Below are 24,503 nucleotides of genomic sequence, written 5' to 3' on the forward strand. Positions count from 1 at the left end.
ACAGATAAATCAGCGTATGATGAATCGATTGTTTTATTGATTTAGATGGTTATGTTTGAGCACTCTTTTTCTTTCGATTGCCATGACAAGCTTATTCTTGTCGTAGAGGATGAGTATGATATTGGGGACATCATCGAGCACTATCTTAAGCGTGAAGGGATGCGCGTGATTCGGGCAATGAATGGTAAACAGGCGATTGAAATTCATGCCGCACAAACAATCGATCTGATTGTGTTGGATATTAAATTACCTGAACTGAATGGCTGGGAAGTATTAAGCAAAATTCGGCAAAAGGCGCAAACCCCCGTGATTATGCTCACCGCATTGGATCAGGAAATTGATAAAGTCATGGCATTACGGATCGGTGCCGATGATTTTGTCGTCAAACCATTCAATCCGAATGAGGTCGTGGCTCGCGTTCAAGCGGTGCTGCGACGAGCTCAGCAAAGCCAGCAAGCACCTAATAAAAATCTAAGTTATAAAAATATTGAAATTAATACCGATATTCATAGTGTCTATATTCATCAACAGCATAAGAAAGTGATGCTGAATTTAACCCTGACTGAATATAAAATCTTGCTGCAAATGATTGATCATCCTCATAAAGTCTTTACCCGAAGTGAACTGCTGAATCATTGTCTGCCTGATAGTGATGCCTTAGAGCGTACAGTTGATAGTCATGTCAGTAAGCTGAGAAAAAAACTGGAAGAACATGGCCTGCAACAGATGTTGATTAACGTGCGTGGGGTCGGTTATCGCCTCGATCATCCTGTGGAATGAGCATGTTTTGAATGTTGATGGTTTTAATTTAAGTTATCAGATTTGCTCTTCTGTGATCTGAAGGAAGTAAATAAATGTTTGAATCCATTTTTGACCTTTGCCCAATATTCTTTACCCAATAAGGCAATCACAATTAACAGTAGAATTTCACCCCCAATCGCCATTGCTGTCATGATCAACGCTTTACGCGGGATGTCTAAGAATGGAATGATGGGAAAGGCAAGCCAGTAAGCGATGACAATGCTCAACAGAAAGAAGCCAATTTTTTACGTAGATTGAGTTTTGATTTATGCATTTCGGTCACATCAATAAAATTTTGATGCTGCTATTTTTGGAAAGGTTTGAGGAGCAATGATCTTGAATGTGTGAAAAAAGTGTGTAAATCACTAAAAAAATCAGCGTATCATGTGAAAAATTTAGGTTAATTGATTGGAAAAATCCAATGAAAAATAAGTCAGGTATCAGTAAACAGTTGTTTATCGCATTAAGTATCGTGAACTTAAGTGTGACGCTGTTTTCTATTTTGCTTGGCTATTTTATTTATAACTATGCCATTGATGTGGGTTGGATCACATTGAGTTCCTTGCAGGAAGATTGGACCGAATTTCATTTTGTCGACTGGATTTGGCTATCTACAGTGATTTTTTGTGGGGGTGTCATTTCCATTATTATCGGAATGCATTTGGCCCAGCGTTTTATTAAGCCGATTAATTTCTTGGCAGATGCAGCAAAGAAAATCAGTCAGGGTGATCTGTCCGCACGGGCAGATGATAGTCAAATTCACTCCACTGAAATCGCTGAGTTAATGCAGAATTTTAATCATATGGCGCAGCAACTAGAAAGTTCGGTTGAAAATGCACAGGTCTGGAATGCTGCAATCGCACACGAATTGAGAACGCCAATCACGATTTTGCAGGGGCGTTTACAAGGCGTTTTGGATGGGGTGTTTCAACCTGACGAAGCATTATTTAAAAGTCTACTCAATCAGGTAGAGGGCTTATCACATTTGGTTGAAGACCTGCGGACACTTAGTTTGGTGGAAAATCAGCAGCTGAGATTAAATTATGAAAAGATTGATTTTAAATTGCATGCGGAGAAAGTTTTAAAACTGTTCGAAGATCGCTTGGCAAAAGCGCAACTTATTCCTGTATTGGAGGTTAGCGCCACATTTATAAATTGTGATCGTCGGCGTATCGAGCAGGTTTTGATTGCTTTGATTGAAAATGCAATTCGCTATGCCAATGCAGGCACATTAAAAATTTCCTCAAAGCAAGTCTCGGATGAATGGATCTTACAAATAGAGGATGAAGGACCAGGTATTGCGGAGGATTATCAACAGGATTTATTCGATCCTTTCTTTAGATTGGAACAGTCTAGAAATAAAGAGTTTGGTGGGACTGGCTTAGGTTTAGCGGTTGTACATGCGATTGTTATTGCACATAAAGGTTCAATCGAATATAAAAACCTGAATCACAATAGTGTATTTACGATCCATCTGCCTGTTCACGTTTAATCTAAGTGATTTAGGTGATTGTTAGCGTTCGACTACGCTCATAAATATCTGCTATGAATAAAAGAAGAGGTGTTGATTTATCACCACCTCATCAACAGAATCGTGCTGTTGCTGAAACATTGATAAAATTAATAATTTTTAATTGATTGATATTTATAAATAAAAAACATGGCATTCAATTTGTATTAACCACAGTGAAAGATAAATTGTGTTTAACAACAAATTTGGAGCAGAACATGAGTAGAAAAATTCGATTAGGTGCATTTATTCCAGCAACTGGACAACATGTCGCTGCATGGCGGCATCCTGAATCGCAACCGAGCAAAGCAGTGGATTTTGATTTTATTAAAGAACAGGTACAGCTAGCTGAAAAAGGCTTATTTGATGCTTATTTCTTGGCAGATGGTCTCGCCGTTAATTTCGGGCAAGCTGAGAAAACAGGCTACAGTGATAAAGTAGCAGGCTTTGAACCTGTCACACTATTTGCGGCTTTATCAACGGTGACCAAACATATTGGTTTTATTGCAACTGCATCAACCACCTATGAAGAACCATATTTATTAGCTCGTAAATTTGCCTCTTTGGACCATCTTAGTCATGGTCGAGCAGGATGGAATGTAGTGACCTCTGCTTCGGAAGCTGCCGCAGCTAACTTCGGTTATGAACAACAAATTCCACATGCAGAGCGTTATGAGCGCGCGCAGGAATATGTCGATCTGATTAAAAAACTGTGGGACAGCTGGGAAGATGACGCCTTTATTCATGATAAGGCATCAGGTGTGTTTTATGATCCTGAGAAAGTTCATAATCCGAATCACAAAGGCAAATATTATGCGGTAAAAGGTGCTTTGAATGTGCCGCGTACACCACAAGGTTATCCTGTGATTGTGCAAGCAGGACAGTCAGGGCCGGGACGTGATCTAGCAGCCCGCTATGCCGAAGTCATTTTTACCGCCAATCAAAAGCTGGAAGATGCACAAGAGTTTTATCGTGATGTAAAAAGTCGTTTGGCCAAATATGGACGTTCAACCGATGAACTTTTAATCTTGCCGGGGGTTTCTGCATTTGTGGGGCGTACTGAAGAAGAAGCGCGTGCCAAATACCAACAGCTTACGGACCTGATTCATCCAGAAGCAGGGCTTGCCTTGTTGAGTGGCTTAAGTGGCGGCTTTGATTTCTCAGGTTATGATCTAGATGGCCCATTCCCTGAATTGGGTGAAGGTCAAGGCATGGTGAGTCGTCCTGCTCTAATCGCAGATATTGCCAAGAAAAATAATTTCAGCATTCGTCAACTGTATGAATGGGTGGCGGGTGCACGTGGACATTGGCAACTGATCGGCACACCTGAGCAGATTGTCGATCAATTACAACAATGGTTTGAAAATGAAGCCGCGGATGGTTTTAATATTTTGCCGCCAAGTACACCTGCTGGGTTAAATGATTTTGTTGAATTGATTGTGCCAGAGCTACAACGCCGTGGCCTGTTCCGTACTGAATATGAAGGCACGACCTTACGTGAAAACCTAGGTTTGGCACGTCCAGAAAATCAATATGTCATTGCTCGACAGGCTGAAAAAAACAAAGCCAGTTAAAATCATGTTAAAACTAAATCATGAATCAAAGTAACAAGGGTGACTTTTAAGCGTCACTCTTGTGTTATCACAATTGAATTGAGTGAAAAATGCAATATAGAAAATTAGGTCAAACTGATATTGATGTTAGTGTTATCGCCCTAGGCACCATGACTTGGGGCGAGCAGAATTCTGAATCCGAAGCCCATGAGCAGTTGGATTATGCAGTGGAGCGTGGCGTAAATCTGATTGATACGGCTGAAATGTATCCGGTTCCACCGAAACCAGAGACACAAGGCTTAACTGAACAATATATTGGGACATGGTTAAAGCAGTCACAGAAACGAGATCAAGTGCTGATCGCAACCAAAGTGGTAGGCCGTTCAGGGAAATTAACTCAAGCCTCGCATTTTCGTTCAGGTCAAACCAAGTTAGATCGAGCCAATATTGAAACTGCACTACATGATAGTCTGAAACGTTTACAGACGGACTATGTTGATCTATATCAACTGCATTGGCCTGATCGCAGTACCAATCATTTCGGTGAATTGGGCTATACCCATGTTGAAAATGAAGACACGGTGCCAATTTTAGAAACCTTAACAGTTTTGTCTGATCTGATTCGAGCAGGCAAGATCCGACATATTGGCTTATCCAATGAAACACCCTGGGGCGTGAGTCAGTTTTTAAAGTATTCCGAAACATTGGGCTTAGCGCGGGTCGTTTCCATCCAAAATCCATATAACTTATTGAACCGTAGTTTTGAAATTGGTAATGCCGAAATCGCCATACGAGAGCAGGTCGGATTACTGGCTTATTCACCCTTGGCTTTTGGTGCTTTGACAGGAAAATACTTAGATGGTGCACAACCTGTCGGAGCTCGTTTAAGCTTATGGGAACGCTTTGCCCGTTATAAAGGTCAAGCCTCTGAAGATGCAATTCGTCGTTATGTGGCATTGGCCAAACAATATGATTTAGATCCTGCTCAGCTGGCTTTGGCTTATGTAAATAGTCGTCGTTTTGTCACCAGTAATATTATTGGTGCCACCAATCTCAATCAGCTTAAAACCAATATTGAAAGTATTGACCTAAAGTTACCTGATGAGGTCATTCAGGGAATCGAGCAAATCCATCAAGCCCATCCTAATCCAGCACCTTAAGGCATAGATAATCTCCTACAATTTAATTTTCGTTTTGTTCAGGACAGTTGAGTCAATCCAACTGTCTTTTTTTATTTTTAGAACAAAGCGACTGAGTCTGTATATCAAAAAATAAGAAATAGAAACCTTGAAATGTGCTGTTTTGGTATAAGCAGGGTGTTGGAAAATCAACAGTGCTTCAACAGAGAGAAGAGGATGTGTTTTTATAAATATCAATATAAAACAATTGCTTGGTATTTGGCATGCTGCTTGCAAAGATCAAAGTATATAAATCAAAGATTGATTTTATGCAGGCTGAGGAGCACAGGATGAAGATGTTGCGTTGTTGTATGGAAAGTTAATTTCTCTCTCATTTTTTAATTCATTTAGTTCGAATCTTTTTCGGTGTGATTGCTTATTCAGTCACACACAGGATTTTTTTACTCAAATTTTATGGTTTTAGTTTTAGGGGTTTTATTGGTGAAAAAACATTATCTCTCTTTATCGATTGCTTTGGGCATTGCAACACTGTTGGGAAGCGGCACAGCTCAGGCAGCAGAAGATATTGATACATCATTAGCGCAATTACAGGCGCAATTGACTGCTCTACAGCAGCAGGTCAATGCATTAAAGCAAAAGAAGCAAGCTTCAACGGAGCTGAGTGAGACAACGCAACTTGCAGCCCAAGACGATGCATTGGCAGAGGCTCAGGAGGAAAATACGGAACATAGTTTTGCGACTCAAAGTGAGCTGGCAGGTTTCCGAAGTGATTTAGAAAACTATAAATATGATCAATCCCGCCAATATGAGCGTACTTCGGTGAAATCAACCCGAGATACAACCTTGTATGGCACGGTACAAGTTCGCGCACAAACACAAAGTCGAGATACCTCTGCTGGGAACCCTGCGCCTGTTACACCACGTCGTAATACGTTTGATATCCCTACGGCTTTATTTGGCGTACGAGGAAATTTATATCGAGATTATAAGGAAGGCAAAAACTTAGATTACCAATTGTCTTTTAGTTACGGCAAGCGTACGGGTACAGCAGGCAGTGCCAGTGACCTGAATTTGGCAGATGCTTTTTTACGCTATAACTTTACTTCAACCAATGGGGGACCAGAAGTCCCACGCTTAAACGTGACGCTGGGGCAACAACTGATTCCCTTTGGCTTAGACCCACAATCTCCAGAGGATTTACGACCGACCATTAATGTTGCAACAGGGTTGGCGCAATTGGGTCTATTCAATCGCCAGACAGGCCTGATTGTGCGTGGTGATGTAAAACCATTTGTTGATTATTCATCAAACTATCGAGCACCGTTATTTGAATATGCTTTGGGTGTGGTCAATGGCAATGGCACCAATAAAGTCGATGACAATGACAAGAAAGATTATATCGGACGGGTGGCTTTTACCTTACCCGTTGATTATGCCAGTTGGTTCCGTGAGTTGAAATTTGGTGCTTCGTATCTCAAAGGCAGTAAAAACGTCATCGCAGGTAGTAATGTTCTCGATGGTAACGGTCGCAATGATCGTTTGGGTTTCGATATTTACTACAACCATGCACCGTTTGGCGTGACTTATGAATATGTCAAAGGACTTAGTGATTATGCAACTGCGACAGGTTCAACCTCAGAAGTAAAGTCTGAAGGGCATACCGCAACGCTGTTTTATACCTTTGGCGATCAATTTTATAACAGCGTGAAATCCGTCGCGAAGTTTGATGATTTCTGGCCGAAATCAATTCAGAGCTTCTATCGCTATGACAGCTATAACCCGAACAAAGGCGCAGATGTCGTTGGGATTGCAGGTCATGGCTTAGGCAAAGTCGATATTCATACCTTGGGCCTAAATTTCTTCTTCGCACAAACCACCAAATTCCAATTAGGGCTGAATCGCTGGAGCTATGACCACGAGACAGCTGCGCAGAAAGACTTCTCGGAAGTACAAGCGCAATTCCAATACACCTTTTAATTTTCCAATATGAGTAATGACACAATGAAATTTTTGACGAAACATTTATTTATTGGTGCAGCGGCAGGTTTGCTGGTTGCCACCAGTTTCTCAGTTTTTGCTGAAACCAATCCCACAGAAATCCGACTGGGAGTTCCAGGTGCAGGCGTAGGCGGAAAACCTAAAGTCGGAGGAAGTGCTTATGCAAGTGCCAATCTACGCGGCATTTTGGAAAAAGAATTTGCCAAAGATGGCATCAAGGTGAAATGGTCATTTTTTCCGGGTGCAGGACCCGCACTAAATGAAGCTTTAGCCAATAAAAAGGTCGATTTTGGTATCGGGCATGGCGATCTACCTTCGATTGTCGGACGTTCAACGGGTTTGAAATCCAAACTTTTATTTGTGACGGGACGTTTTGGACCTGTGTATTTTGCAGTGCCATCAGATTCAGGTGCGAAAAGTCTGGCGGATTTAAAAGGCAAAACCATTTCTGTGTTTAAAGGCACCAATCAACAGCTAATCCTCGGTCGTTTATTACGGAAATATGGTTTCACTGAAAAAGATTTCCGTGTGATCAGTCAGGACTTTTATTCAGCTCAAACCTCGCTTTCCACGGGTGATATTGATGGTTTGATTACCAGTCCTTGGACATTAGAAGCACGTGGTGTGGCAAAGCGTATTTTAGAAGTACGTAAAGATCCAAATCTGAATGGCCCATTGGTGGCATGGGTGAGTGAGGATTTTGAGAAGAAATACCCACAAATTGTACAGCGTGTGGTGACCACATTTATTAAAGATAACGTGTGGAGCTCCGATGAAAAGAACCGTGATACCCAATATAAGCTCTGGGCGCAAAGTGGCGTGCCTTACCTAGACTATAAAAAAGACTGGGATGATTACTCGCTCAAAGATCGTAACTCACCATATTTTGATGATTATGCAGTGAATTCTTTAAAGAAATCGGTTCAACAATCGATTGATTATAAACTGATTCGCCGTCCAGTGGATGTGGATTCTTGGATTGAACCGAAGTATCTCAATACAGCGATTCAAGAACTCAAACTAGAAAATTTCTGGCCAAAATTTGATGTAAATGGCAACCGTAAAAAGTAATTGTGATTTGGGTTAGACCAAGGGTGTGTATGCCTTTGGCTAGCCAGTTTATTTGTTCACCATTTTAGGAATGACCTATGCGTCAGGAATCGGTTGCTCAACTTGAATTGGGTCAATTGCGCTTTGTATTCGGCTTTATTGGCTTAGCCTTATGTGCAGGTTTGGGGATTGGAATTGCAAAAATTGTGACCTCTTTATATGCAGTGCAGTTAGCCGCAAATGAATTTGAAATGGGACTGATTGCCGCAGTACAGAGTTTAGGTATTTTGCTGATCGGATTGCCAATTGGCCTGTTAGTTCAACGCTATGGACCTAAGACAATGTTTGTATTAGGAAGTTTTTTTGCAGCGCTGGTGTATGTCATGGTGCCATTTTATCCAGCGGTTTGGTATCTGATTTTAGCTACTTTCTTGGTTGGGTTATGCATGCCGATGCGGTTTGTTTCACTGAATACAGTCTATATGCAGCATTTAAAAAGCATAGGTGCTGCTCGGGCGGGATGGTTTAGAGGCACGCATATGATGGGATTCTTTCTGGTTGGCCCTTTACTGGCGGTGAGCTTAGTAAGTGCGGTGGGATTCTCAGGTGCGTTTTGGTGGATTGCTGGACTTTTTCTTTTACCGATATTGTTTGCACCCTTGGCCTTTGGCGCAAGCCCAACAGGAATTAGTCAGGCAGAGCAAGATGAGGCATTTAGCCTTGCTGTAATTGCCAAACAATTGGTTTTATTGAAGCAAGATCAAGCTTTACGCCGCACCAGTTTGATTGAAATGGCGAGCAATGCGGTGATGGCGTACTACGGTTTTTTCATTATTGTTATTGCAATCAAGGATTTTGGTTTGAGTGAAACAATTGCTGCCAGTTTGGTGACGCTACAGGGAGCTGTGTTTGTCGTAGCCTTATTTACGACGGGAGCTTTGCTGACACGATGGGGAGTAAAACGCTTTTATCAAACGGGTTTTGCTTTTGTTGCGGTGGCATCTGTGATGTTGGGCATACCTAAAATTTCCGTGCTGCTTTGGGTGGGTGCTGTGATTCTGGGCTTGGGTCTCGCGATGCTGCATATCGTCAATTTCACCATGTTTGCCAATGTGGGTGAACGCTTGGGAATGGCAAAGGTTTCAGGATTAACCGCGATGGCAGGACCAGCGGGTGCGTTATTGGGAAGTATTGTGGGAGGCTGGTTGGGTCATTACTGGGGCTTACAGTCGATGTTTCTTATTTCAGCGGCTTTATTTGGCGGATTGATCGGTTTTTCTCAGCAACTTACACAAGTTTTTATAGCACCGCCGCTAGAGATTGAAATGTATTCAGAAATAGAGGGTCAATAAAATGAGTAGTATCGAAACTCAATTAGAAAATGAACACACTTGGCAGCGAATCAATTTAGCCCCTTATTTCAAGCAAATCGGCATATGGGCAGTTCGTATTGTATTGGCTTTGGTTTTACCTGCGATTGCATTGGCGGTTTGGCATTATGCCTTTCAGAAGCAATGGTTACCTGAACAAATTTTGCCTAGCCCAGCCTTAGTTTGGCAAACCACGTTGGAGCTGATTGATACGCATGAGTTACAGGATAATTTATGGATCAGCTTAAAACGGGTTGCTTGGAGTGTCTTGGTCGGGGGCAGCGTCGGGTTGTTCTTAGGTTTCCTGATTGGATTATCACGTATCGCACACAAGTTTATTTACCCCACTTTTAATCTGATTGCGCAATTTCCAGTGATTGGCTGGATTCCATTATTGATGATTTTTCTGGGGATTGATGAAAGCCTAAAAATTGCAGCAATTTCACTGGCGGTATTTGTTCCTGTGCTCGTTGCGACCTATCGCAGTGTTTTGAATGTACCTCTGCATTTATTAGAAGTCTCGCAGGTGTATCGCTTTAGTGCGTGGCAGCGATTTCGCCGTGTCATTTTGCCTTCTGCTTTGCCAAATATTGTTAGTGGTTTACGCCAAGGGATTATGCAAGCGTGGCTGTCACTGGTTTTTGTCGAACTGTTAGCCAGTAGTGAAGGAATTGGTTACCTGATTGTTTGGGGACGGCAGTTGATCCAACCTGACATTATTTTTATGGCTGTCATTGTGATCGGGATTGTTGGTTTTGTTTTAGATCATATCTTGGGCTGGGTTGAACGCTGGTTTAGCCATTGGCAACGCAGTGCATTTTAAAGGGGGATTAAATATGTCTATTAGGTCTACATCAAAACCAAGATTTAATTTTAATTATTTAAACGTTTACGGCTTGGTGCTCCCGATTGCGTTCATTGTATTGTGGGCGATCGCATCCAAGTTGAATTGGGTCAATCCTAAACTCATTCCAGCACCATTTGAGGTGGTGCAGATTGCAAGTCATCAATTTCAGCAGCAAGAGTTTTGGACAGGTCTCGGTGCAAGCTTGTTCCGTGATCTGACGGGTTTTGTCTTGGGCAGCATTCTAGCCATTACTTTTGGCATTGTCGTGGGGGTCTCACGCTGGGCCAATTATTTATTTTTACCTAGTTTTAATGTATTACGGCAGATTTCTTTGTTTGCTTGGTTACCGTTAATCACCACTTTTTTGGATTATGGCAATAGCGCAAAAATCTTATTTATCGTACTTTCCGTCTTTTATCCTGTGGCCTTACATACCATCGATGGGGTAAGGCAAATTCCATTGCATCAATACGAAGTTGCCAAAGTCTATCAATTCAATGCTTGGCAGACCTTGAGCAAACTGATTTTACCTGCGGCAGCCAGCCAAATCTTTTTGGGCTTACAACTCGGTTTAATTTTTGCTTGGGTGGCAACTATCGGGGCAGAGTTTCTGTTGGCTAACTATGGTGTTGGACTAGGAAATATTGTGATTCGTGGGCGGGCTGCTTTAGATGTTGGTCTGATTGTATTTGGCTTAATTGTGATTGGTTTTATCGGTGTGGCGTGGAATAGCTTCGCCAATTTAGCTGAGCGTCGTATTTTGGTTTGGCGACGTTAGGAGAATAATAAAATGAAACAACAGAATTTTCGGCAGTTTTTCAAACGTCGTTTTAAATCGCTTGGGCAGCTCAGTGTTTTAAGTTTAATGGCGCTCAGTCTTATTGCATGCAGTAAACAATCTGACACTCCAGCCAATCAGGTACATGAACTCCGCTATCAATCCTTAACCAGTGTGGTGTCATTGCCTGAGTTGGCTGAAGACTTGGGTTATTTAGGTGATTTAAAGTTGAAATATGTGGGGAGTGTGCAAGGTGGGCCACAGGACTTACAAGCATTAACCACGGGCGATGTAGATGTGGCAACTGCTTTTGATGGTGCAATCATTAAGCTTGCTGCGGCAGGGATTAAGATCAAAGCAGTGGTTGCCTCTTATGGCAGTGATGACAAAAGTTGGGTTGGTTATTACGTCCCGAATAATAGTCAGATTCATTCAACGCGTGATTTGATCGGCAAAAAAGTGGCAGTAAACACTTTGGGTGCACATTACGAATTTGTCTTAAAAGACTATTTGGCACGCCAAGGTTTAAGTAATGATGAAATCAATCAGGTTGAATTCGTGGTATTGCCACCAACCAATACCGAACAAGCCTTACGTGCAGGACAGGTGGATGCTGCCGCGTTGGTTTCTATTTTCCAAGACAAGGCCTTGGAACGCGGTGGTCTAAGAAAACTGGTCTCAGATACGGATCTGTATGGCAGCTTTACCGCAGGCAGTTATGTTTTTACTGAAAAATTCATACAACAGCATCCTGAAGTGGTCAAGCAATATGTAACAGGTGTTGCTAAGGCGGTGGAATGGACCAAGGAAACGCCACGTGAGCAAGTCTTGGCCCGCTTTAAAAGCATTATTGAAAAAAGAAAACGCAATGAAAGCGATGTATTGATGCAGTACTGGCGCAGCTATGGCGTAGTGAGCCAAGGTGGATTGTTAAACGCAGCACAATATCAACGTTGGATTGACCTATTTGAGAAACGTGGTGAGTTCAAACCCAATCAGGTCAAGGCAGATGCTTTATTCACCAACCAATTTAATCCCTATGCCAGTGAAAACAAAAATGTAGCTGACGATCAGCGCAGTAAGGAGCATACCCAATGAGCACAAAATTAAAAATTGAAAATGTTTATAAGTCTTTTGCCGCCAAAAAAGTCAAAGGAGCAAAAGTCCAAGCAGAAGATTTTGTAGCGGTTGAAAATCTGTCTTTAGATGTCAAGGCGGGTGAGTTTGTTGCCATTGTTGGTCCGAGTGGATGCGGCAAATCAACTTTGCTGGATCTTCTGGCAGGCTTAACCACACCAAGTTCAGGTCAAATCACTATTGATGGGCAAGCGATTAAAAAACCGGGGTTGGATCGCGGTATCGTCTTTCAGCAATACGCTTTATTTCCGTGGTTAACGGCCCTAGAAAATATTGAGTTTGGCTTGGATGCAAAAGGTGTTGATAAACAACAGCGTTATCAAACGGCAAAGTACTTCTTAAATTTAGTGGGGCTTGCAGAGTTTGAACATCATTATCCCAATGAACTTTCAGGTGGTATGAAACAGCGAGTCGCAATTGCACGTAGTCTGGCCTATGACCCAGACATTCTATTGATGGATGAACCTTTTGCCGCACTTGATGCGCAGACCCGTGAAACCTTACAGGCTGAATTGGTCAAAATCTGGCAACAGACTCAGAAGACCATCATTTTTATCACCCATAGTATTGATGAAGCCATTTATTTGGGGCAGCGCATTGCCATCATGACCTCACGTCCAGGGCGAATCAAACAGGTGATTGAAGTTCCTGCTGAGCTACGAAGCGATCAGGAGGATGTACGTTCCAGTCCAGAGTTCAGCCAACTGCGCCATCAGATCTGGAGCTTATTACGTGAAGAAGTATTAAAAGCCCAAGAGCAGGAAAAACAGAAGCAGTTGGTTGCTTAAGCACAATGTATTTTAAAGATTAACAAGAAGTAGAGGTGATTATGTCGAGTACAAAAGAGACATTAACGTTTCCAAAAACAATTCAGTCTAGTTCAATTTCTTCTCCGCCCAAGGTGAGTTCCTTTAGGTCCGATCTCAATCTAAGCTGGTTTTCCACAAGTTTTAAACGATCAGCTGCGATTTTACTCTTTTTAGCCATCTGGGAAATCGTACCGCGTATTGGTTTGGTCGATTCCGCTTTCTTGCCAGCATTTTCTACCGTGTTGCTCAGTGGTTGGGGCTTGATTCAAAATGGCCAACTTTTGACGCATTTGCAAGCCAGTTTAATCCGTTCTCTCAGCGGTTTTATTTTTGCGATCATTGTCGCGATTCCTTTGGGACTGGCAATTGGTTGGTACACACGCTTTTCCGAATTTCTGAGTCCTTTATTGGAAGTGTTCCGCAACACGGCTGCATTAGCTTTATTGCCCGTGTTTATTCTTTTTCTTGGGATTGGTGAAAGTTCGAAAATTGCATTGGTGACCTATGCCTGCACATGGCCAATTTTGCTGAACACGATTAGTGGTGTTCGTAATGTTGATCCATTGTTGATCAAGTCTGCACGAACCATGGGGCTGAGTTCGATTCAGTTATTCCGTAAAGTGATTTTACCCGCAGCGATTCCAACGATTTTTGTGGGGGTACGCTTGGCTGGTTCATTCTCGGTGCTGATGTTGATTGCGGCTGAGATGGTTGGGGCAAAGGCCGGTCTTGGTTATTTGATTAACTATGCACAATATAACTTCCAGATTCCTGAAATGTTCTTTGGCATCATTAGTATTACCACCATTGGCTTGCTGTTTAACTACAGTCTGCTTGCGATCGAAAAGCGTTTAACCGCTTGGAAAATTGAACGTTAGTCAGGAGAAGATGATGCATCAGCCAGACTGGAAAAAATATTTAGGCAGAATAAGTTCGGTGATTGCGATGTCTTTGCTCCTGTGGGGATGTAGTAAATCAGAGCCGAAAGTATCACGAAGTGATGGTCTTGAATCTTTAGAATTTAAATATCTCGGTTCGCCAGGCATCGTTACTCCCTTAGAGCTGGCTGAAGATTTGGGTTATCTTGCACCAATTAAATTAAGCTATCAGGGTGTTTCTACAGGCGGGCCACAAGGTATTCAATCTGCATTATCAGGAGATAGTGATATTAGCAGTCCAAGTTTTGCAGGCTCCTCCGTGAAAATGGTGGCCAGTGGCGTACCCGGCACTGTGGTGATCGCCGCCTATGGTACTTTCGATGATCCTTTTGCTGGCTATTATGTCCTTGAAAATAGCCCAATTCATTCAGCCAGAGACCTAATTGGTAAAAAGGTCGGCACCAATATTTTGGGTGCACAAGTGGAATATATGCTCAAGACATATTTAAAAAAAGGAGGACTTAGCTCTGAGGAAATCAATCAGGTTACGCTTGTGGTCTTGCCACCAGGTTCTTCGGAGCAAGCACTAAGAAATGGTCATGTGGATTTAGCACCATTGACAGGCCCATCAATCGAACGGGGTGGTGTCCGTCGTCTTTATCGTGATTATGATCTCGTTGGCGATCTGACAACTGGAACTTATGTTATGGCAAATCGCTATATAGCTGAGCATCCGAATACTACCCGTAAAGTGGTCACAGGCATTGCCAAATCGATTGAGTGGTCTAGGCAACAACCGAGGGATCAGGTGATTGCACGCTTCGAGCAGATTTTAGCAAAGCGTAAACGTCCTGAAAATAATGCCATGTTAAAATATTGGACACAGTGGGGAATTCCAAGTACTGCTGGAAAATTTAAAAATGATGATTTTAAAATATGGGTGGATAATTTAATTGAAGAAGGTCAGTTAAAACAAAATCAGATTGATTATAAAAAAATATATAGCAATCAATATAATGAATATAGCCAAAATTAAATCCTCTTTGTAGTTTGATTAATTGGCGTTTATTTCTATTTTAATAAATGGAAATAACAAAGGTGAATTACTGATTTCTATTTAAGCAAATAGTCATGCAAGATAACTTCTCTTTTAGAACAATAGGGAAGTAAATGCATGTCATTCATTACTTATCCACAAAACCAGACTTTAACGCGAACTGAGCGTGCCACAGCAATGGTTTTTGAAGATCAAAAATCAAGAGATTTGCTGGATCGTATCGAACAGATTGCGCCAAGTGAGGCCAGCGTCCTGATTATTGGCAATACTGGGACAGGGAAAGAATTGGTTGCCCGTCAGGTACATATGATGAGCCAGCGTAGTCGTGGTCCTTTTGTGGCAGTAAATTGTGGTGCATTTACAGAATCATTGGCGGAAAGTGAACTTTTCGGACATGAAAAAGGTGCATTTACTGGTGCAATCAATAGTAAGGCGGGTTGGTTTGAAGCGGCCAATCACGGTACTTTATTTTTGGATGAAGTCGGTGATTTATCTCCTGCGATGCAGGTGAAATTGTTACGGGTCTTGCAAGAGCGTGAAATTGTTCGCGTCGGTTCACTCAAGCCAATTAAGCTGAATGTTCGTGTCATTGCCGCAACCAATGTCCATCTGGATGAGGCAGTTCAAGCTGGTAAGTTTCGTGAAGATTTATTCTATCGTCTGAATGTGGCATTGCTGAAAGTGTCACCCTTGGCAGAACGTCCAGGGGACATTCTGCCGTTGGCTAATTTTTTTGTTGCCCAATATTGTAAGCGTTTGGGTTATCCCATTGCGACACTGAGTCCAAGCGCAGTTCAGAAACTATTGACCTATGGCTATCCCGGTAATATTCGAGAATTGGAAAATGCCATTCATCATGCCTTACTGGTCTGCAAGAACCATCAAATCCAACCTACAGATTTTTGCTTTGCATCCTTATCCAGTAGCCTAAATTTACGACAAATTTCTGACTTGGAAAAAAGTACGCAAACCATTCCACGAACAGATTTATTGCCTAAACAAATGTTGCAGCATGCACTTCTGAATTTATTTGAGTCCTCCCATGCCTTGAAAAATGAAAATCTTGATCGCTTGATTGAGGAAGCCACGATTCGTATTGCTTATGAATATTGCCATCGTAATCAGGTGCAAACGGCAAAGCTTTTGGGGATTAGTCGCAATATCGTACGTGCACGATTGGTCAAATATGGCTTAGTGGGAAACGATAAAGTAGTCAATATTATGTTGGAGGAATTATTGGGTTAGTTATATTAAATAATCAGGTGACAGATGTTCACCTTTTTATTGATCGGAAATTACTTTGCTAAAAAAATAATAATCAATGATTGAAAATAAATATAATTTTTTAATCAAAAAATATTCAAAAATAATAGTTCTAAATATTTATGCTTCGCCTAATATGGTAGTACATAATTTAATAAACAGATGCAAAGTGGTGAAAGATGAGTATTCCTCAAATTAATGTGCGTAATCAATTTCGTGGTGTGGTTAAAGAGATTATTGAAGGAAGTGTAGTTTCTGAGGTGGATGTAGAAACACCTGCGGGAGTTTTTACTTCAGTGATTACGACACGATCAGTGAAAAATCTAAATTTAGAATTAGGTAGTGAAGTCATTGTTTTAATTAAGTCTACAGAAGTTGCTTTGGCAAAACTATAGAAAGTCATATCGAAAATATAATAAAGATTGATCTTATTATATTTTTGATTTCTATTTTAGGGGGCTAAAATGACATCATTAAATGTTGGTTCAGTAAAAATTAATCATCTCAATAAATCATATGGACAGTACCAAGAACATGCCTTAACCGTATTGGATGATATTTCTTTAGAGATTAAAGCGGGGGAATTTGTCAGTATCGTTGGCAGTAGTGGTTGTGGAAAATCAACTTTATTACGGTTACTCGTCGGCTTGGATGATCAATTTGAAGGTAAGATTTTAGTCGATGGACAACCGATTCAAGGCACCAGTCTAGAGCGAGGTATCGTCTTTCAAGATCATCGATTATTTCCTTGGTTGAATGTACAAGATAACATTCGGGTTGCATTGTTAAATCGTAAATTAACGGTTGCTGAACAGAATCAGTTGATTGATGAGCATATTGAATTGGTTGGTTTGACTAAGTTTAAAGATGCTTATCCAGCACAGCTTTCAGGGGGCATGAGTCAACGTGTTGCGATTGCGAGAAGCCTGATTAATCGACCTAAAATATTGTTGTTAGACGAACCCTTTGGCGCACTAGATGCACTGACACGCGCCAATCTACAAAAGGAATTACAACGGATCTGGCAAACCGAAAAAATTACCATGATTATCGTGACGCATGATGTGGAAGAGGCGGTTTTCCTCGGTGATCGTGTTGTGGTGATGCAACCGAATCCAGGTCGAATCAAACGAATTGTTCCTGTTCATTTACCACACCCACGTGTTCGTGAAGATGTCCGACTTGCTGCGATTAGAAATGATATTTTGACTGATTTTAGTCATGCAGTCGAAGATCATTTAGTTATTCCTGTTGTTAATGATTTTAATCAGTTTCAGTTTGCTTGGTAATCCCAGGTAAGCTGAATTTTATAATCATAAAAATAAATAAATTAATATAAAAATATTGGTTCTTATATTTCACGGTTTGCATATATTTAACTGAATCACTATTTTTTGTGATTGGGGAATCATGAATAAAGCTCGATGCTTTGAAAAATATAATGAATGATCTATAGGAAAGAAAATGACCGTACTCACACAGCTTTCAGCCGCGATCGAAAATGCACCGCGTTGGCATGAATACAAGAAACATAGTTTAGATACCGTGCAAATCACACCAATCGAAGGCGCATTGGGAGCGATTGTAACTGGATTAGATGCCAGCAAACCACAAAGCGGGGAAGTGATTCTCAAGCTGAAAAAGGCATTACATGAACATTTAATTCTGGTTTTCAAGGCGCAAGACTTGCAAGACAATGACTTACTTGCTTTTGCCAGTTACTTTGGCGGAATTTTCCGTCCACCAACAGATGTACCTGTATTGGCAACGCGCAACGATACCAATGCACCACCTGATATAGTGCCTGTATCCAATGCGGTTGGAGAAGGTGATTATACCGGTCATGGCGAACTCACCCCGCATAGTGACCATCACTGGACACCGCAGCCTTCTAGTGGATCCTTGCTTTACGCAATTGAACTTCCAAAAGATGGCGGCGCGACCAGTTGGTATAATACTGTTCAGGCCTATGAAGACCTAGATCAGGAAACCAAAGATGAAATCGAAGGGCTGCAACTGATTACGTATAATCCATTTTTACGCTTAAAGGATAAAAGCCCAATTCCAAAATATCGCTTTTCTGATCAACCGATATTAGGTGCTGCATTCCCGCATCCATTGGTTCGTACCCATTCTGAAAGTGGTCGTCGTGGTATCTATCTGGATGCGCAAACCGAAGTTGAAGTTGTAGGCTATGACGATCAAAAGGGTGCTGCATTGATCGAACGCTTAAGAGCCCATATTGTGCAACCTCAATATCGTTATGAACATCAGTGGGAAATTGGGGATATTGTCTATTGGGATAACCAACTGACCTTACATTCGCGCACAGCCTTTCCAGCCGAGCAACGTCGTTTATTGAAACGTGTTAGCTTGGCGGGTGCCAGACCATTCTAAAGTTATGCTGAGCCAGCGAAAGCTGGCTTTTAATTTCCTGCTTTTGCCAATTCTGCTTCGATATAACTAATAATCATGGTACTTAAACCTTTAACCATTTCATCAAAGCTAATCTGTGGATTGGGTAAGATTAAATGACGAGCCACATTGAAAATACTACTATTAATACTGATATATGCTGTCACGCTAAGATTATTGACCTTTAGGTAACGAGGATGGCGAATCATATACTTCATCAAGACTTCCATCAGTGCCATCTCAATTTGACCTATATATTTTTCATATTTGAGTTCTGTCGCATAGCGTAGGCAGATCAGATAGCGATCATCATCGCGTGTCAGCAGATCACGGAAGGTATAGAAGATCATTTCAAATAAAGGTTCGAGTTCCTGCTCAATCATGATCGGTGTGAGTTCTTTCACCATATCCAAAACTTCTTTGACAAAAGTTCTGGCCATCGCATCATAAATTTCTTCTTTATTCTTAAAATATTCGTACAACGAGCCAACGCTGACTCCTGCAATATCAGCAATATGCCGCGTGGTGGTGCCGCTGGTACCATTGGTTGCTACCGCAATAAAGCCTGCTTCAATAATGGTGTCTACGGTGACTTTAGAACGTGACTGACGTGGTTTACGAGTTGCCATAAAATCTTATTATTAAAATCCGAACATAACTTCAGATTAACATGCGGTTGAAAGCAGGGGAAGTCAGAGTAAATTAATCCGAACAAATAAAATTACATGCTTTTTAATATTTATGTTTTATCTGTAATAAAATCTGGTTTCTGAAAGACAGATACAGATTTACATCAATAATCTTTGTTTTTAATTTTAATTATCTATTTGATAATAAATGTAAAAATTAAAATTAAGTTTTGCTTATTTCTATTTTTAAAAATGAAGAATGAACAACTTTTATGAAAAATCTATCTGTTAAAACCTCGATAATTACCCGAATTGAATCCGAACATAAGATCGGTTTAAAGTAATTTCATATCAGGATCAGGTTCAAAAAAATCTCCCGAATATTTTTTCAGACTTCTCAAATGAAAAGAAGGATGAAAAGAGATGAACCCGATGCAACGCATGTCAAAGGGCAAATGACGCTCAAGTGAAGTAGGTAGGTGTAGCCATGATTAGCAGCACATTAAAGAAAGGTTTAAATTTATTTAAATCTAACCCAATAACTGAGCAAATTGATTTTGCGAGTAAAAAAAGTATTCCAATTCGTCACTTGGCCATCGGATTTGAAGGGAAACAAGTTGATCTCTCATTCTATATGAATAATCAATTCGCTACGATTTTCTTCGCGACGCTTTCAGTATTTTTGACTTATGGCGAAGACTTGGTAATTGAAACAGCACGTCATCACCGTGATCAACTAAAAGATCCAATCTTAAGACAGCGTGTGACCTCATTGATTGGTCAGGAAGCAATCCACTCCAAACTTCATAATGAGTTTAATGATGCAATTGTTGAACTCGATTATCCAGTAAGACTCTATCGTTTCTTGGGCGAACAATTTTTTGATCATATTTTCTTGAAATTCCCACAGCCTTTGAAGCTGTCATTGATGGCTGGGATTGAGCATTTTACTGCTGTATTGGCAGAGTACATGATGGCACATGAGCAGAACTTCTATTTCTCTGAGGATGCGAAAACCCGTGCACTATGGATGTGGCATATGCTTGAAGAATCAGAGCATAAAGATGTTGCCTATGATGTCTATCAAACACTGAATGGTAACTATGCCTTACGGATCTCAGGTTTCTTGCTTGCTTATTTCACCATTCTTGGATTGATCCCATTTTCGGCAACCATGGTACCTATCTTACGTAAGCCACAAGAAATGTTGACTTCGAAATTCTGGAAAGATGCACGACGTGGTGTCAAGCTGATCTTTAGTCCGAAGGATGGCGTTTTTGGAAGTACTCAGGGTCGTATTTTTGATTATTTACGCACTGATTTTCATCCAAATGATCATGATGCGACAGCTTATTTTGAATACTACGAAAAGAAACTTTTATCCGAGGGCGGTGCATTGCATCCATTCTTTGTGAAAGAGTTTACGCCTAAGGTACAAGCGGCTTAATTGTTGAATCATAGGTAAGCAATATGTTGTGAAATAAAGGTAATAAGTTGGCAAAAAAGCTCAATGTCTTATGAGCAGTTTGGTTCTTGTTGCCGTTATTTTGCTCATGCACTATGCAAATAACCATTCTCAGCTGACCCGTGTATGGGGGCATCCCAACTTAAAGTTGAAGAATTGAAGTTGTTAAAGTTGCAGAAATAATCTTATAGACAACTTTACGATTTTTGATGGATGCATTGCTGTCTGATTTTATTTTTACTCTCTCTATGGGAATTAAGACATGGTCGCTCAAGTTCTTCGAAATGTCTTCTCAGACAAACTCAGTACCAAATATCAGGGCATTATTCAAAATTTTGCGAATAAGTCACCGATTCCAATTCGCCATTTTGATTTCAAATTCAACCCAGCAGAATTGGATGAAAGATTCTTTTTAAATAAAGAGCTTGCCACCTCTTATTTTCATGCTTTATCTATCTTTCTCACTTTTGGTGAAGATGTAGTAATTGATACTGCACGTCATCATCGTGACTTTATTGAAGATCCGATTTTAAAACAACGACTCACATCTCTGATTGGACAAGAAGCGATTCATTCAAAAATCCACAATCAGTTTAATGATGAAGTCTTGAAAGAAAATGGTTATCCAGTTGAGCTACTTCGCGCAATTGCAGGAAAAGTTTTCGAATATGGCATCTATAAACTTCCACAATCGTTACAACTTTCATTGATGGCAGGCATTGAACATTATACCGCTGTACTTGCCGAATTCATGATGCAGCACGAAGAATACCTGTTAGGTTCTCAAGACGAAAGACAGCGTGCCATGTGGATGTGGCACATGTTGGAAGAGTCTGAGCATAAAGATATTGCGTACGATGTCTTTCTTGAGTTATCTGGTAATTATTGGCTCAGAATTACAGGTTTCTTGTTGGCAAGCTTAACTATTTTAGGGGGCGTGTCATTGGGTGGTTATCTAATGCCTTTTGTACGTAAGCCAAGCAACCTGATTAATCCTCGTTATATGAAAGATATTGTGGAAAGCACAGCTTTACTGTTCGGTAGCGAGCGTGGGGTATTTGGAAGTAGCTTTATGCATATTCTTGAATATTTACGTCCAAGTTTTCATCCCAACGACCATGATACCACTGCGTATATGGCGTATTACAAAGAACGTTTATTAAACCCTGAAACAGGTTTATTAAGTCCTTATTTCCTTAAAGAGTTTGTACCACCTGTACGTGCAGCAACTGCATAACTTGGTCCATATCCATACGAAAAGATTGGAAAACAAAGATGAAATTATTCGGGAAAAAATCCAAGCCAAGCCAAAAAGCATTTGCTGTGGTGACTGGTGCAGGAAGCGGGATTGGTCGTAGTTTTGCACTTGAACTGGCAAAACGTGGCGGCACAGTGGTGTGTTCGGATATTAACCTTGATGCAGCAAAAGAAACGGTCAGTTTAGTTGAGGCCCTTGGAGCCAAAGCCTTTGCTGTGCAATGTGATGTGGCCAAAGAAGAGCAAGTCAATCAGTTGGCAGAACAGGCTCAACAATTGATGCAGAATCCAGTCACATTGGTGATTAATAATGCAGGGATTGGGCTAGGAGGCAAGTTTGATGAAATGTCTTCTGAAGATTGGCATTGGTGCATGAATATTAATTTATGGGGTGTGATCCACGGCTGCCGTGCTTTTGTACCGAAGTTTAAACAACTTGGACATGGTGCAATTATTAATGTGGCTTCCGCTGCATCTTATACTGCAGCACCAGAAATGACCGTCTATAACGTCTCTAAAGCAGGTGTTCGTGCCTTGTCAGAAACACTTTCGGCTGAACTGCGAAAATCGAATATCAAGGTCAATGTGCTTTGTCCAACCTTAGTACCGACCAATATCATTAAAAATGGCAAAGTCCCGCATAAAGGGCTTTTAGATTATGCCTTAACCAATTTGGCTTTTACCACCAGTGACAAGGTGGCCAAACTGACCTTGGATCGTTTGGATAAAGGTGAGCTTTATACCATTCCACAAATCGATGCCAAGTTGTTTTGGCTAATGAAACGTACTGCACCAAATTTATATGCAAAATTCTTAGGCACATCCTACCGATTTATGAAGTAATTGCCTCGGATAAAAGATTTTAAATACTAAGATAAGACGAGACTCGATTAGCGACAGGCTTATTTCAGTTGTATGAATAAAGGATATTTTTAAATGACAGCTCAAGCAAAAAAATTAAACTCAGCTGAAGGAAGGGCTTTACCACAACACATCTATGATAGTTTTATCGTAGGCGCGGGAATTTCTGGTATTGCAACTGCAATTCGTCTTGATCAAGTGGGTTATAGCAACTACAAGATCATTGAAAAAGCGACACGCGTAGGGGGAACTTGGCGCGAAAATACCTATCCAGGTTGTGGCTGTGATGTACCATCGGCGTTGTATTCATATTCATTTGCTCCAAGTGCAAAATGGAGTCATTTGTTCGCTCGTCAGCCAGAGATTCTGAGCTATTTAGAAGAAGTGAGCGAAAACTTTAATGTCAGCTCAAAAATTGAATTTGGTACAGAGCTATTGAATGCAGCATGGGATAAAGAGCGCAATTTATGGGTGATTGATACCAATAAAGGTCAAAACTTATCAAGAACTGTGGTTTTTGCAACGGGTCCAATTACCGAGGCGCAAATTCCAAAACTTGAAGGCTTGGAAACCTTTAAAGGTGAAATGTTCCATTCTGCGAAATGGAATCATGATTACGATCTAACTGGCAAGCGTATTGCTGTGATTGGAACTGGTGCTTCTGCGATTCAGTTTGTTCCTCAGATTCAGCCTTTGGCGAAAGAGCTGTATGTCTATCAACGTACAGCTCCTTGGGTGGTACCAAAGCCAGACACTGATTTAGGTGATGTCAGCAAAGCCCTGATTGAAAAATTCCCATTGATTCAAAAGACATGGCGTCAAACGGTTGCTCAGTCTTTAAATGCGATCAATTTTGGTTTACGTAACCCAGCAGTGCTCAAGCCTGTAGGCGAATTGGCGAAATTGATTTTACGTTTCCAAATTGAAGATCCTGAATTACGTAAAAACGTAACCCCGAACTTTACTATCGGCTGTAAACGTCTGTTGTTCGCCAACAATTACTATCCGGCATTACAACAACCGAATACCAAACTGATTCCACATGGATTGGTAAAAGTAGAAGGTAATACTGTGGTGTCTGCGAATGGTGAGCGTCATGAAGTGGATGTGATTATTTGGGGAACAGGCTTCGAAGTATCACATCCTCCTATTGGTAAACGTGTGTCAAATGAGAAAGGTGAATGCCTGAATGATCTATGGAAGAGTACTTCACCAGAAGCTTATTTGGGCACCAGTATTGAGAATGTCCCGAATGCTTTCTTGGTTTTAGGACCAAATGTCTTGGTGTATGACTCATTCATTGGTTTGGCTGAAGCACAACTTGATTATATCGTTGATGGTTTACTGAAAATCAAAGAAAAAGGTATCGCTAAGCTAAACATCAAGCCTGAAGTGATCAAGCATCATAATGAGCTCGTGCAAAAACATCTTAAAACTACCGTGTTTAATGCGGGTGGATGTAAGAGTTACTACTTGGATGCCAATGGCCGAAATTTTGCTGCATGGCCGTGGTCATTGAAAAAGTTAAAGCAACGTTTGAAACGTATGGACTTAAATGATTATCAAGTGACCTATCAAACTGAAAAAACTAAATAATTTTTAATTTAGTCATTAATAAGCAGTAAATTTTGTCTAGCGATGGAATTTGCTGCTTATTTTTTGCAAGATAGAAAGAAATAATGGGGA

22 protein-coding genes and 1 pseudogene are annotated in these 24,503 nt (G+C 40.9%); 21 read left to right on the forward strand and 2 right to left on the reverse strand.

The window, feature by feature from the left end; genetic code table 11:
* The first annotated feature begins 51 nt into the window (after positions 1-51).
* Positions 52-780: an efflux system response regulator transcription factor AdeR gene (adeR, locus tag A7P54_RS03930; RefSeq protein WP_171548725.1), complete on the forward strand. Its 729-nt coding sequence runs from the start codon at positions 52-54 to the stop codon at positions 778-780.
* A gap of 23 nt (positions 781-803) precedes the next feature.
* On the opposite strand, the pseudogene A7P54_RS03935 reads toward adeR, so the two are convergent.
* Positions 804-1,075, reverse strand: a pseudogene (locus A7P54_RS03935) (transporter suffix domain-containing protein).
* 147 nt (positions 1,076-1,222) lie between these two features.
* On the opposite strand from A7P54_RS03935, the gene adeS reads away from it, so the two are divergent.
* From adeS to A7P54_RS04015, 16 genes are all read left to right on the forward strand, one after another.
* Positions 1,223-2,293, forward strand: coding sequence for a two-component sensor histidine kinase AdeS (adeS, locus tag A7P54_RS03940; RefSeq protein WP_171548726.1), 1,071 nt, complete (start codon positions 1,223-1,225; stop codon positions 2,291-2,293).
* Between the two features lie 236 nt (positions 2,294-2,529).
* Positions 2,530-3,885 (forward strand): LLM class flavin-dependent oxidoreductase, encoded by a 1,356-nt coding sequence (locus A7P54_RS03945; protein WP_171548727.1) that lies wholly within the window; start codon positions 2,530-2,532, stop codon positions 3,883-3,885.
* A gap of 89 nt (positions 3,886-3,974) precedes the next feature.
* Positions 3,975-5,024: an NADP(H)-dependent aldo-keto reductase gene (locus A7P54_RS03950; protein ID WP_171548728.1), complete on the forward strand. Its 1,050-nt coding sequence runs from the start codon at positions 3,975-3,977 to the stop codon at positions 5,022-5,024.
* A gap of 432 nt (positions 5,025-5,456) precedes the next feature.
* Positions 5,457-6,980, forward strand: a complete 1,524-nt coding sequence (locus tag A7P54_RS03955) for a DUF3138 domain-containing protein (protein WP_171548729.1) — start codon at positions 5,457-5,459, stop codon at positions 6,978-6,980.
* A gap of 24 nt (positions 6,981-7,004) precedes the next feature.
* A complete protein-coding gene (locus A7P54_RS03960; protein ID WP_005212949.1) occupies positions 7,005-8,072 on the forward strand; it encodes an ABC transporter substrate-binding protein in 1,068 nt (355 codons plus the stop codon).
* 77 nt (positions 8,073-8,149) lie between these two features.
* A complete protein-coding gene (locus A7P54_RS03965) occupies positions 8,150-9,403 on the forward strand; it encodes an MFS transporter (protein ID WP_171548730.1) in 1,254 nt (417 codons plus the stop codon).
* A 1-nt stretch (position 9,404) separates the two neighbouring features.
* The gene (locus tag A7P54_RS03970) at positions 9,405-10,244 is read left to right on the forward strand and encodes an ABC transporter permease (RefSeq protein WP_004806298.1); all 840 of its coding nucleotides are present in this window, start codon (positions 9,405-9,407) and stop codon (positions 10,242-10,244) included.
* 13 nt (positions 10,245-10,257) lie between these two features.
* Positions 10,258-11,046, forward strand: a complete 789-nt coding sequence (locus A7P54_RS03975) for an ABC transporter permease (RefSeq protein ID WP_171548731.1) — start codon at positions 10,258-10,260, stop codon at positions 11,044-11,046.
* A gap of 12 nt (positions 11,047-11,058) precedes the next feature.
* On the forward strand, positions 11,059-12,144 hold the full coding sequence (locus tag A7P54_RS03980; protein ID WP_171548732.1) for an ABC transporter substrate-binding protein: 1,086 nt from the start codon (positions 11,059-11,061) through the stop codon (positions 12,142-12,144).
* Positions 12,141-12,971, forward strand: coding sequence for an ABC transporter ATP-binding protein (locus A7P54_RS03985; RefSeq protein WP_005204473.1), 831 nt, complete (start codon positions 12,141-12,143; stop codon positions 12,969-12,971). Before A7P54_RS03980 ends, A7P54_RS03985 begins: the two co-directional genes overlap by 4 nt.
* Positions 12,972-13,012: 41 nt before the next feature.
* Entirely contained in the window at positions 13,013-13,870 is an 858-nt protein-coding gene (locus tag A7P54_RS03990; RefSeq protein ID WP_171548733.1) for an ABC transporter permease, read from the forward strand.
* Between the two features lie 13 nt (positions 13,871-13,883).
* Entirely contained in the window at positions 13,884-14,906 is a 1,023-nt protein-coding gene (locus A7P54_RS03995) for an ABC transporter substrate-binding protein (RefSeq protein WP_171548734.1), read from the forward strand.
* A gap of 138 nt (positions 14,907-15,044) precedes the next feature.
* Positions 15,045-16,172: a sigma-54 dependent transcriptional regulator gene (locus A7P54_RS04000; protein ID WP_171548735.1), complete on the forward strand. Its 1,128-nt coding sequence runs from the start codon at positions 15,045-15,047 to the stop codon at positions 16,170-16,172.
* 197 nt (positions 16,173-16,369) lie between these two features.
* A complete protein-coding gene (locus A7P54_RS04005) occupies positions 16,370-16,585 on the forward strand; it encodes a TOBE domain-containing protein (protein WP_004654121.1) in 216 nt (71 codons plus the stop codon).
* A gap of 69 nt (positions 16,586-16,654) precedes the next feature.
* A complete protein-coding gene (locus tag A7P54_RS04010) occupies positions 16,655-17,479 on the forward strand; it encodes an ABC transporter ATP-binding protein (protein WP_005204466.1) in 825 nt (274 codons plus the stop codon).
* 175 nt (positions 17,480-17,654) lie between these two features.
* A complete protein-coding gene (locus A7P54_RS04015) occupies positions 17,655-18,587 on the forward strand; it encodes a TauD/TfdA family dioxygenase (RefSeq protein ID WP_005187531.1) in 933 nt (310 codons plus the stop codon).
* A 29-nt stretch (positions 18,588-18,616) separates the two neighbouring features.
* Here the strand turns inward: A7P54_RS04015 and A7P54_RS04020 are convergent, their stop codons facing one another.
* Positions 18,617-19,234, reverse strand: a complete 618-nt coding sequence (locus A7P54_RS04020) for a TetR/AcrR family transcriptional regulator (RefSeq protein ID WP_004806319.1) — start codon at positions 19,232-19,234, stop codon at positions 18,617-18,619.
* Positions 19,235-19,721: 487 nt separating this feature from the next.
* Here A7P54_RS04020 and A7P54_RS04025 point away from each other — a divergent pair, with 487 nt between their 5' ends.
* The 4 genes from A7P54_RS04025 (at position 19,722) to A7P54_RS04040 (ending at position 24,413) form a co-directional block, all read left to right on the forward strand.
* Positions 19,722-20,681: a metal-dependent hydrolase gene (locus tag A7P54_RS04025; protein ID WP_005212935.1), complete on the forward strand. Its 960-nt coding sequence runs from the start codon at positions 19,722-19,724 to the stop codon at positions 20,679-20,681.
* Between the two features lie 280 nt (positions 20,682-20,961).
* Entirely contained in the window at positions 20,962-21,936 is a 975-nt protein-coding gene (locus A7P54_RS04030) for a metal-dependent hydrolase (RefSeq protein WP_171548736.1), read from the forward strand.
* A gap of 38 nt (positions 21,937-21,974) precedes the next feature.
* Positions 21,975-22,799 (forward strand): SDR family NAD(P)-dependent oxidoreductase, encoded by an 825-nt coding sequence (locus A7P54_RS04035; protein ID WP_005212933.1) that lies wholly within the window; start codon positions 21,975-21,977, stop codon positions 22,797-22,799.
* A 93-nt stretch (positions 22,800-22,892) separates the two neighbouring features.
* Positions 22,893-24,413, forward strand: a complete 1,521-nt coding sequence (locus A7P54_RS04040) for an NAD(P)/FAD-dependent oxidoreductase (protein ID WP_171548737.1) — start codon at positions 22,893-22,895, stop codon at positions 24,411-24,413.
* Positions 24,414-24,503: the final 90 nt, after the last annotated feature.

Source organism: Acinetobacter sp. Ac_3412 (assembly GCF_013072675.1).
In the GTDB taxonomy this organism is placed as follows: Bacteria; Pseudomonadota; Gammaproteobacteria; order Pseudomonadales; family Moraxellaceae; genus Acinetobacter; species Acinetobacter higginsii.

Excerpts from the sequence above, each read along its gene's own strand:
- adeR (WP_171548725.1), top strand. The coding sequence starts at position 52 with ATGTTTGAGCACTCTTTTTCTTTCGATTGCCATGACAAGCTTATTCTT.
- adeS (WP_171548726.1), top strand. The coding sequence starts at position 1,223 with ATGAAAAATAAGTCAGGTATCAGTAAACAGTTGTTTATCGCATTAAGT.
- A7P54_RS03945 (WP_171548727.1), top strand. The coding sequence starts at position 2,530 with ATGAGTAGAAAAATTCGATTAGGTGCATTTATTCCAGCAACTGGACAA.
- A7P54_RS03950 (WP_171548728.1), top strand. The coding sequence starts at position 3,975 with ATGCAATATAGAAAATTAGGTCAAACTGATATTGATGTTAGTGTTATC.
- A7P54_RS03955 (WP_171548729.1), top strand. The coding sequence starts at position 5,457 with ATGGTTTTAGTTTTAGGGGTTTTATTGGTGAAAAAACATTATCTCTCT.
- A7P54_RS03960 (WP_005212949.1), top strand. The coding sequence starts at position 7,005 with ATGAAATTTTTGACGAAACATTTATTTATTGGTGCAGCGGCAGGTTTG.
- A7P54_RS03965 (WP_171548730.1), top strand. The coding sequence starts at position 8,150 with ATGCGTCAGGAATCGGTTGCTCAACTTGAATTGGGTCAATTGCGCTTT.
- A7P54_RS03970 (WP_004806298.1), top strand. The coding sequence starts at position 9,405 with ATGAGTAGTATCGAAACTCAATTAGAAAATGAACACACTTGGCAGCGA.
- A7P54_RS03975 (WP_171548731.1), top strand. The coding sequence starts at position 10,258 with ATGTCTATTAGGTCTACATCAAAACCAAGATTTAATTTTAATTATTTA.
- A7P54_RS03980 (WP_171548732.1), top strand. The coding sequence starts at position 11,059 with ATGAAACAACAGAATTTTCGGCAGTTTTTCAAACGTCGTTTTAAATCG.
- A7P54_RS03985 (WP_005204473.1), top strand. The coding sequence starts at position 12,141 with ATGAGCACAAAATTAAAAATTGAAAATGTTTATAAGTCTTTTGCCGCC.
- A7P54_RS03990 (WP_171548733.1), top strand. The coding sequence starts at position 13,013 with ATGTCGAGTACAAAAGAGACATTAACGTTTCCAAAAACAATTCAGTCT.
- A7P54_RS03995 (WP_171548734.1), top strand. The coding sequence starts at position 13,884 with ATGCATCAGCCAGACTGGAAAAAATATTTAGGCAGAATAAGTTCGGTG.
- A7P54_RS04000 (WP_171548735.1), top strand. The coding sequence starts at position 15,045 with ATGTCATTCATTACTTATCCACAAAACCAGACTTTAACGCGAACTGAG.
- A7P54_RS04005 (WP_004654121.1), top strand. The coding sequence starts at position 16,370 with ATGAGTATTCCTCAAATTAATGTGCGTAATCAATTTCGTGGTGTGGTT.
- A7P54_RS04010 (WP_005204466.1), top strand. The coding sequence starts at position 16,655 with ATGACATCATTAAATGTTGGTTCAGTAAAAATTAATCATCTCAATAAA.
- A7P54_RS04015 (WP_005187531.1), top strand. The coding sequence starts at position 17,655 with ATGACCGTACTCACACAGCTTTCAGCCGCGATCGAAAATGCACCGCGT.
- A7P54_RS04020 (WP_004806319.1), bottom strand. The coding sequence starts at position 19,234 with ATGGCAACTCGTAAACCACGTCAGTCACGTTCTAAAGTCACCGTAGAC.
- A7P54_RS04025 (WP_005212935.1), top strand. The coding sequence starts at position 19,722 with ATGATTAGCAGCACATTAAAGAAAGGTTTAAATTTATTTAAATCTAAC.
- A7P54_RS04030 (WP_171548736.1), top strand. The coding sequence starts at position 20,962 with ATGGTCGCTCAAGTTCTTCGAAATGTCTTCTCAGACAAACTCAGTACC.
- A7P54_RS04035 (WP_005212933.1), top strand. The coding sequence starts at position 21,975 with ATGAAATTATTCGGGAAAAAATCCAAGCCAAGCCAAAAAGCATTTGCT.
- A7P54_RS04040 (WP_171548737.1), top strand. The coding sequence starts at position 22,893 with ATGACAGCTCAAGCAAAAAAATTAAACTCAGCTGAAGGAAGGGCTTTA.